9 protein-coding genes and 1 pseudogene are annotated in these 8,927 nt (G+C 64.6%); 4 read left to right on the plus strand and 6 right to left on the minus strand.

The annotated features are described in order from the left end of the window. The 5 genes and pseudogenes from INR38_RS28330 to INR38_RS28350 all read right to left on the minus strand — a co-directional run. A pseudogene (locus INR38_RS28330) lies at window positions 1-270 on the minus strand (sporulation protein); the annotation flags it as partial. Window positions 271-290: 20 nt separating this feature from the next. Next, on the minus strand, window positions 291-1,988 hold the full coding sequence (gene argS / locus INR38_RS28335; protein ID WP_043825927.1) for an arginine--tRNA ligase: 1,698 nt from the start codon (window positions 1,986-1,988) through the stop codon (window positions 291-293). A gap of 54 nt (window positions 1,989-2,042) precedes the next feature. Next, window positions 2,043-2,489, minus strand: coding sequence for a DUF2214 family protein (locus tag INR38_RS28340; RefSeq protein WP_012202600.1), 447 nt, complete (start codon window positions 2,487-2,489; stop codon window positions 2,043-2,045). A 107-nt stretch (window positions 2,490-2,596) separates the two neighbouring features. Further along, window positions 2,597-3,202 carry a DUF3016 domain-containing protein gene (locus tag INR38_RS28345; RefSeq protein WP_071957015.1) on the minus strand — a complete coding sequence of 202 codons (606 nt, stop codon included), beginning with the start codon at window positions 3,200-3,202 and terminating at the stop codon, window positions 2,597-2,599. A gap of 28 nt (window positions 3,203-3,230) precedes the next feature. Continuing rightward, window positions 3,231-4,166: a LysR family transcriptional regulator gene (locus INR38_RS28350; RefSeq protein ID WP_013804758.1), complete on the minus strand. Its 936-nt coding sequence runs from the start codon at window positions 4,164-4,166 to the stop codon at window positions 3,231-3,233. A 304-nt stretch (window positions 4,167-4,470) separates the two neighbouring features. On the opposite strand from INR38_RS28350, the gene INR38_RS28355 reads away from it, so the two are divergent. The 3 genes from INR38_RS28355 (at window position 4,471) to INR38_RS28365 (ending at window position 7,204) form a co-directional block, all read left to right on the plus strand. Continuing rightward, on the plus strand, window positions 4,471-6,663 hold the full coding sequence (locus tag INR38_RS28355) for a malate synthase G (protein ID WP_207444595.1): 2,193 nt from the start codon (window positions 4,471-4,473) through the stop codon (window positions 6,661-6,663). An 80-nt stretch (window positions 6,664-6,743) separates the two neighbouring features. Next, a complete protein-coding gene (locus INR38_RS28360) occupies window positions 6,744-6,998 on the plus strand; it encodes a cysteine-rich CWC family protein (protein WP_013804760.1) in 255 nt (84 codons plus the stop codon). Window positions 6,999-7,015: 17 nt separating this feature from the next. Then, window positions 7,016-7,204 (plus strand): 4-oxalocrotonate tautomerase, encoded by a 189-nt coding sequence (locus INR38_RS28365; protein WP_012202595.1) that lies wholly within the window; start codon window positions 7,016-7,018, stop codon window positions 7,202-7,204. A gap of 63 nt (window positions 7,205-7,267) precedes the next feature. On the opposite strand, the gene INR38_RS28370 is transcribed toward INR38_RS28365, so the two are convergent. Next, a complete protein-coding gene (locus INR38_RS28370) occupies window positions 7,268-7,936 on the minus strand; it encodes a hypothetical protein (RefSeq protein ID WP_207444594.1) in 669 nt (222 codons plus the stop codon). Window positions 7,937-8,035: 99 nt separating this feature from the next. Here INR38_RS28370 and INR38_RS28375 point away from each other — a divergent pair, with 99 nt between their 5' ends. Beyond that, entirely contained in the window at window positions 8,036-8,803 is a 768-nt protein-coding gene (locus tag INR38_RS28375; RefSeq protein ID WP_099735233.1) for a class II glutamine amidotransferase, read from the plus strand. The last annotated feature ends 124 nt before the right edge of the window (window positions 8,804-8,927 follow it).

Raw genomic sequence — 8,927 nt, forward strand, 5'->3', positions numbered from 1 at the left:
TGTGGGTCCGTTCACCAAGCGCGACGATGCCGAGCAGCTCAAGCAAAAGCTCGATGGCGCCGGGTTCTTGCCCTGCAGCGGCGCGTTGGGGTCCCAGTTCTTGTTGCGCTGGGCCTCGGCCGCGTCCTGGTCGGCCGTCTTGCCGCCCTTGGAGAGAAAGGGCACGGGCACCTTGGTCACATAGACGGCGACGGCCAGGGCTGCTGCCAGCCCGACGATCATGCCGATGATGAGACCGATGACGGTGCCCCCACGTTGCTGTGTCTTCATAGATCGCTTGTCGCTCGAAGTTACATGCGTTGCGGGGCCGAGACGCCCAGCACTGCCAGGCCATTGTGCAATACCTGGCGCGTGGCCGAGATCAGCGCCAGGCGGGCGAGCTTGACCTTTTCGTCGTCCACCAGGATGCGTTCCGCGTCGTAGTAGCTGTGGTACAGCGAGGCCAGTTCGCGCAGGTAGAACGTCACGTCGTGCGGCGCATTGCCTTCTGCGGCCGAGGTCAGCATGGCCGGGTACTTGGCCAGTTGCAGCATCAGCGCCTGGGCCTGCGGGCCTTCCAGCGCCGACAGGTCCACGTCCTTGAGCGTGGCCGCGTCCCCCCCCCAGGCGGCCAGCACCGAGCAGATGCGCGCATGGGCGTACTGCACGTAGTACACGGGGTTGTCGTTGTTCTGGGCCACGGCCAGGTCCACGTCGAAGGTGTACTCGGTGTCGGGCTTGCGGGACAGCAGGAAGAAACGTACCGCGTCCTTGCTGGTCCACTCGATCAGGTCGCGCAGCGTGACGTAGGAGCCGGCGCGCTTGCTGATCTTGACTTCCTCGCCGCCGCGCACCACGCGCACCATGGTGTGCAGCACATAGTCGGGATAGCCGGCAGGGATGCCCACGTCGGCGGCCTGCAGGCCGGCGCGCACGCGCGCGATGGTGCCGTGGTGGTCCGTGCCCTGGATGTTGACGACCTTGGAGTAGCCGCGCTTGAATTTCTGGATGTGGTAGGCGACATCGGGCACGAAGTACGTGTAGTTGCCGTCCTGCTTGCGCATCACGCGGTCCTTGTCGTCACCGTAGTCGGTGGACTTGAGCCAGAGCGCGCCGTCGAGTTCGTAGGTATGTCCGCCCGCGATCAGGCGCTGCACCGCGTCCTCGACATAGCCATTGGTGTAGAGGCTGGATTCGAGGTAGTACTCGTCAAAGTGCAGGTTGAAGGCCTGCAGGTCCTTGTCCTGCTCGTTGCGCAGATAGGCGACGGCGAACTGGCGGATGTTGTCGTAGTCCTCGACATCGCCGTTGGCCGTGAATTCGCGGTCATCGGCCTTGACGGTCTTGCGGGCCAGGAAGTCGTCGGCGATGTCCTGGATGTAGGAGCCGTTGTAGAAGGCCTTGCTTGCCGGATTCTCGGGATCGATGGGCCAGCATTCGTCGCCGGGCTTGAAGCCCTTGGCACGCAGCTGCGTGCTCTTGGTCAGCGTGTCGATCTGCACGCCCGCGTCGTTGTAGTAGAACTCGCGGTGCACGCCCCAGCCCTGGGTGGCATAGAGGTTGCAGATGGCATCGCCCAGCGCGGCCTGGCGGCCATGGCCCACGTGCAGCGGGCCGGTGGGGTTGGCGGAGACGAACTCGACCAGCATCTTTGCGCCACGGTCGGCCAGCCAGCCGAACTTCTCGGCCTGCTCCAGCACTTCGCGGATGATTTGCTGCTTGGCGGCGGGCTTGAGGCGGATGTTCAGAAAGCCGGGGCCGGCGATCTCGATGGCATCGACCCAACGCTGGAAGGACGGCGTGGCCTCCAGCGCAGCCTTGAGCTGCTCGCCCAGCGAACGCGGGTTGAGCTTGAGCGGCTTGGCCAGCTGCATGGCGGCCGTGCAGGCGAAATCGCCATGGGCAGCCACCTTGGGGGATTCAAAAGCGGCACGGGCACCGGCGCCGGGCGACAAAGTTTCAAGCTCGCCGGCCAGAGCCGCGAGCAGTTCCTGTTTGACGGAGAGCATCGGCGGATTCTACGTGGCAGGCCCACCCCGTGCCGCCGGACAGGGAAACGGAGCCTACATGCCCCGCGCCCAGAACACCGCGACGACGGCGATCACGGGCACCACATGGGCCTGCCACATCACCCAGCGGCGCGTGCTGGCGACCTCGGCCGGCTGGGGCAGGCCCTGGCCGGCATCCAGCGCGCGGCGCCAGCGCCGAAAGGCCAGCGTGGGCTTGATCGACAGCAGCGCGCCGACGACAAACAAAGTCATCTTCAGATGAAACAGTGGCTGCGAGACGTACCAGGACATGCCCTTGACGCCCCACACCAGACGGGCGATGCCGGTGAGCACCAGGAAGACCACGGCAAGGCCATAGATCATGTCTAGCCGCGCCAGGCGCTGCACCACGGCGGCGTTCATCCACTCGCTACGGCACAGCGCCGCCTGGCTGGACAGGAACACCACGAAGGTGAGGATGGCCAGCAGATGGAGGCTGGCCAGGATGGCTTCTATCGTCATGGGGAATCCGTATAGAAATTGGGCCTCTTGGGCCAAGCGTCCATTACGCCAGAAACGGGGACTGCCATCGTGATGTCCGAGGCAATCGGTAGACCACTGCGGTCCGGTCAGCGCCCCAGTTCCGCGCGCACCCAGTCGTCCAGCAACGTCTTTTCGTAGCGCAGGGGATCGTTGGGATAGAGGTCCGGGCGCATCATGAAGCTGGCGTCGCGCAGCTGGCGGCTGCCTTCTCGCAGCAGCTTTCCATCGGCTCCCAGCAGCTTGAAGCGCAGGTCGATGCGCGGTGGGTAAATGTCGCGCACGATGCGCACATCGGCAGCCTGGGGCCCGCGCCAGGGCTCGAAGCCGCCTGCGCGCTGCACATCGGTGAGGTGAACTTCAAGCCGCTGGCCCTGGGGCAGCCTGGGCGCGGCACGCTCGGCCAGGAACTGGGCCAGCGCATCGACCCAGGCGCGGCGCGCCTTCTCGGACTCCTGGGGTCCGTTGCGCCCGGCGTCGAACCGCGAGGGATCGTCAAAGGTCACGCTCACGATGCCGGCAGGCACCGCGCCCTGCCGCATCCCGTCCGGCCGGCCCTGCCCCGGCCCCTGGACGGCGCAGCCCGCCACCATGCCCAGGCAGGCGGCTCCCAGCGCCATGCGCATCCAGCGCCGCCGTCCTGGGGCCGCGCCCTGCGTTGCGGATACCGCTTTCGTCGCTATCGACACTGCCATGCTTATTCCTCCTTGCTGGGCGGCCCGCTCAGGCCGCGTGGGTACGCCGCCAGAAATCCGGCTGCTCGTAGTGGTGCTTGAGATAGTCGATCCACAGCCGCACACGCAGCGGCATGTGCTTGCGCTGGGGAAAGACGACAAAAATGCCATTGGGCGGCGCCGCGAATGTTTCGAGCACGGCCACCAGGCGGCCCGAGGTGATCTCGGCCTCGACCTCCCAGGTGCTGCGCCAGGCGATGCCCCAGCCGCCCAGGCACCAGTCGTGCAGTACCTGGCCGTCGGAGCAGTCCAGCGGGCCGCCCGGCTTGAAGTGCACGACCTCGCTGGTGCCGCTGTCGGGATGGGGGATGCGGAAGGCCCAGCCACGCGTCTGCGAGGCGTCGCTGGACAGCGTCAGGCAGTCGTGCTGGGTCAACTCGCTGGGGTGGCGCGGCGTGCCCCGGCGCTCCAGATAGGCAGGCGTGGCCACGCACTGGCGCCGGTTGTCGGCAATGCGCACGCTGACCAGGGCCGAGTCGGGCAGATCGCCCACGCGCACCGCGCAGTCAAAGCCTTCGCCGGCCAGATCGACCACGCGGTCGCTGAGGTTCAGGGAAATCGTCACATCCGGGTGCAGGTCCCGAAAGAGCGGCACCAGAGGCGCCACGTGCCGCCTGCCAAAGCCCGCCGGCGCCGTGATGCGCAGGTGGCCCGTGGCCTTGACCCCGCCCGCGCTGACACTGGCCTCGGCGTTGGACACATCGGACAGCAGGCGCTGGCAATCCTCGAGAAAGGCGCTGCCCTCATGCGTGAGGGAGATGCGCCGCGTGGTGCGCACCATGAGCTTGACGCCCAGGTGCTCTTCCAGGGCATCGAGGCGCCGCCCCATGATGGCCGGCGCCACGCCTTCCGCCTTGGCCGCTGCCGTGAGGCTGCCGCGCGTTGCCACCGATACGAATGACTCGAATGCCTTGAGCTTGTCCATGACCGCTGTCCGTTTCTTTTCCGTGTTCTTGTGGGGCATGCGACCGCACACCCGTCTCCTGTGACTCGCCTTTTTGCATAGTGGGCACTGGCTGTCCTCCATGTGCACCATGCATAGGGCTACGTGCCAAAGCCGGCCGGTTTTGGCGCGCGCATAACCTTCCCACATTTTTGCGTAAAAGTCACGAGTTTTAAGATTTATGGTCTATTTATGTACGCAAATAAATCTAATAAAGTATTCCTTATAGTCAGGCCCGAAAAGGGTCTGCCAAGCCTTTCCATCCATCCAACCCGGGGTTCCCACCATGACCGATCGCACCCAAGCCCACAGCCTGCAGGTCGCTACAGAGCTGCACCGTTTCATCAATGAACAAGTGCTCCCGGGCACCGGTGTCGCTCCCGAGGCGTTCTGGAAAGGCTTCGACGCGATCGTCAACGATCTGGCTCCTCGCAATGCCGCCCTGCTGGCCGAGCGTGACCGCCTGCAGACCGAGCTGGACACCTGGCACAAGGCCCATCCCGGCCCCATCACCGACATGGCCGGCTACCAGCAATTCCTGACGCAGATCGGCTATCTGGTCGAGCAGCCCAAGGATGCAAAGGCCACCACCACCAATGTGGATGCGGAACTGGCCATCCAGGCCGGCCCCCAGCTGGTCGTGCCCATTCTCAACGCCCGCTATGCGCTGAACGCCGCCAACGCGCGCTGGGGTTCGCTGTATGACGCGCTGTACGGCACAGACGCCATCGGCGAAGACGGTGGCGCGGAAAAGGGCAAGGGCTACAACCCCGTGCGCGGCGCCAAGGTGATCGCCTTCGCACGTGATTTCCTGGACCAGGCCGCCCCGCTGGCCTCGGGCTCGCACAAGGATGCCGCCGGCTATCGCGTGGAAGCTGGCCAGCTGGTCGTCGCACTCAAGAGCGGCGGCACCACGGGCCTGAAGAACACCGCCCAGTTCGTCGGCTACCAAGGCGATGCCGAGGCGCCCTCTTCCGTGCTGCTGCTCAACAACGGCCTGCACATCGACATCCGCATCGACAAGACCACGGCCATCGGCCAGACCGATGCCGCCGGCGTGGCCGACGTGGTGGTCGAAGCCGCCCTGTCCACCATCCTGGACCTGGAAGACTCCGTGGCCGCCGTGGATGCCGAAGACAAGGTGGTGGGCTATGCCAACTGGCTGGGCATCCTCAAGGGCACGCTGACCGAAACCTTCGACAAGGGCGGCAAGAGCATGACGCGCGGACTGAACGCCGATCGCGAGTACACGGGCGCTGATGGCAAGCCCGTCAAGCTGCATGGCCGTTCGCTGATGTTCGTGCGCAATGTCGGCCACCTGATGACCAACCCGGCCATCCTCTGGGGCAACGGCAAGGAAATCCCCGAGGGCATCCTGGACGCCATGGTCACCACGGCCATCGCCGTCCACGACATCAAGGGTCTGGGCGCCAACGGCATCCGCAACTCGCGCACGGGCAGCGTCTACATCGTCAAGCCCAAGATGCACGGCCCTGCGGAAGCCGCCTTCGCCAGCGAGCTGTTCGGTCGCGTGGAAAAGGTCCTGGGCCTGCCCGATAACACCGTCAAGCTGGGCATCATGGACGAGGAGCGCCGCACCAGCGTCAACCTCAAGGCCTGCATCGCCGCTGCCGCATCGCGCGTGGCCTTCATCAACACCGGCTTCCTGGACCGCACGGGCGACGAAATGCACACCGCCATGTATGCCGGCCCCATGGTCCGCAAGGCCGACATGAAGGGCAGCGCCTGGCTGGCCGCCTATGAGCGCAGCAACGTGCTCGTGGGCCTGGGCCTGGGCCTGCGCGGCAAGGCGCAGATCGGCAAGGGCATGTGGGCCATGCCCGACCTGATGAAGGCCATGCTGGAGCAAAAGATCGGCCACCCCAAGGCCGGCGCCAATACCGCCTGGGTGCCCTCGCCCACGGCCGCCACGCTGCACGCCCTGCACTACCACCAGGTCAATGTGGCCGAAGTGCAAAAGCAGCTGGAGCAGACCAATGCCGACGCCGAGCGCGCCACCATCCTGGCCGACCTGCTGCAGGTGCCCGTGGTCAAGGAAGACAAGTGGAGCGCGGCTGAAAAGCAGCAGGAGCTGGACAACAACGTCCAGGGCATCCTCGGCTATGTGGTGCGCTGGGTGGACCAGGGCGTGGGCTGCTCCAAGGTGCCCGACATCCACAACGTGGGCCTGATGGAAGACCGCGCCACGCTGCGCATCTCCAGCCAGCACATCGCCAACTGGCTGCAGCACGGCATCGTGACCGAGGCCCAGGTGCGCGAGACCTTCGAGCGCATGGCCGCCGTGGTCGACCAGCAGAACGCGGGCGATGCGCTGTACAAGCCCATGGCCGGCCACTTCGACACCTCGATGGCCTACCAGGCCGCCTGTGACCTGGTCTTCAAGGGCAAGGAGCAACCCAGTGGCTACACCGAGCCCCTGCTGCATGCCTGGCGCCTGAAGGTCAAGGCAGCCGCCTGACATCTGGCGGCGCCCAAGGCTGCAAAAGCACCCAGGCTTGCCTGAGGTGCTTTTTTCATGAGCCTACACTCAGCACCACGATGAGCGCCCCTCCCCCCGATGCCAGCCTGTGTCCGCTGTGCGGCCGCAGCAATCAATGCGCCATTCTTGCGGGCGTTGATCCGCTGAACTGCTGGTGCATGGACACGCCGGTGGCACCCGATGCACTGGCCCGCATTCCGGAGCCACTGCGCAACAAGGCCTGCCTGTGCCCCGCCTGCGCGCTTGGCACCGACAAGCCTCGACCGCCCGCGTCGGCCGATATGATGTCGCCGACCCAACCCCCTAGAACTTGATCCCTGAGGAGATTGACATGCCCACGTACCACGTCGAAATGATGGAAGGCCGCACCGTTGAACAAAAGCGCAAGCTGGTCGAAGAGATCACGCGCGTCTCGGTTGAAGTCCTCGGTGGCTCGCCCGAATCGGTGGACATCCTGATCACCGACATCAAGCGCGAAAACTGGGCCACGGGCGGCAAGCTCTGGTCCGAACGCAGCTGAGGATCTTTCGCTCAATGCATGCAAAAGGCAGCTTTGGCTGCCTTTTTTCATGAAACCTGGTCTTTAATCCCGTATTTCCATGAGTGCCTGCAGTGCACTCCCAGCCACCGTCCAGGGCACAGGCATGGAGGTATCTGGCTTCCAGTGCCTGGCAACGCCGTCCATGGACACCTGGGTCAGGGCCACCTGGGTAGCACCGGCAGCATGGGCCTGAACAGCCGCATCGGCCATGCACGCCACATAGCCGGCGACATCACCACTGCGAAAAAGAGCCCAGGCCCCTTCAACACACTGCAGCTGCATGCGTTGATCTGCGTTGCCTTGCTGCAGTTCTCCCATGAACAGATTGCGCGTGGCTTCGTACGTCGTGGGAGCGGCGCACAGCAGTGCAATGCGCGATTCGGGGTCACTTTGCAAGGCAGCGGCCACCTTGCGCGCCAGCATGCCATCGGCACGCCAGACCTTGCCACTGCGGCAATCCGCCACGGCCGGGCCCAGGGTCGAGCAGGTCAGCAGCACGGCATCGATATCGGCAGGGTCTGCCAGCGCATCGAGCTGCCCTGCCGTTTTCTGCCGAAGCGACGCATTCATGCCACCCGCAGCTTCCGCCTCCAACAGCAGTTCCTCATGCACCTGATGAACGATTGAGTAGGCCGGCCAGCCCAGTTCGGCAGCAGCCTGCTCGAAGATCACGGCGTTGCTGTGCGCCGTATGCAGACAAAGGATGGGCATGGGTGTCTTCCGTTTTTTTGCCGTTGCCCCGCATTGTGCTTGCAGCTGCCGCGCCAGGCGTTAGGCTATGGCTTGAACTACGCAAACAACGATACCGCCATGTGCCAGCTGCTTGGAATGAACTGCAACACGCCCACCGACGTGCGCTTCAGCTTTTCGGGGTTCACCCAGCGGGCGGGCAATACCGGCGACCATACGGACGGCTGGGGCATCGCCTTCTTCGAGGACAAGGGCCTGCGCCACTTCGTCGGCTATGAGCGCGCCATCGACTCGCCCATCGCCAAGCTGATACGCGAGTACCCGATCAAGAGCCGCAACGTCATCGCCCACATCCGCAAGGCCACGCAGGGCGCAGTAAGCCTGCAGAACTGCCACCCCTTCGTGCGTGAACTGTGGGGCCGCAACTGGGTCTTTGCCCATAACGGAGATCTCAAGGGCTTCGCTCCCAAACTCCATGCCCACTTCCATCCGGTAGGCAACACCGACAGCGAACAGGCCTTCTGCTGGATTCTCCAGGAGCTCTGGAAGTCCCATGCCGGCCTGCCCAGCGTGCAGGAACTCACGCACACGCTGCGCGAACTGGCCAAGCGCATCTCGCCGCACGGTACCTTCAACTTCCTGCTGTCCAACGGCGAAGCGCTGTGGGCCCATGCCACCACACACCTGTGCTACATCGAGCGTCGCCACCCCTTTGCCCAGGCCCATCTGTCGGATGAGGACCTGACCGTGGACTTCGCCCGAGAGACCACACCACAGGACCGTGTGGCCATCATCGTCACAGCACCGTTGACCAAGAATGAAACCTGGACCTCGATCCAGTCGGGCGAACTCAAGGTCTTTGTACAGGGCGAATGCCTGCCGCTCTGAACCATTGCACGTTCAGGATCTAAAAAGAGAGCGCGTCAGCGCTCTCTTTTCTTGGGATGTCCGTTTTGGATGTTCGTTTGGCTGTCCGTTTTGGCGGTTCAGCCTGTTTCCCCGTTTCCTGCGG

The sequence above is a fragment of the Delftia sp. SD018 genome (assembly GCF_017355445.1).
Classification (GTDB): Bacteria; Pseudomonadota; Gammaproteobacteria; order Burkholderiales; family Burkholderiaceae_C; genus Comamonas; species Comamonas acidovorans.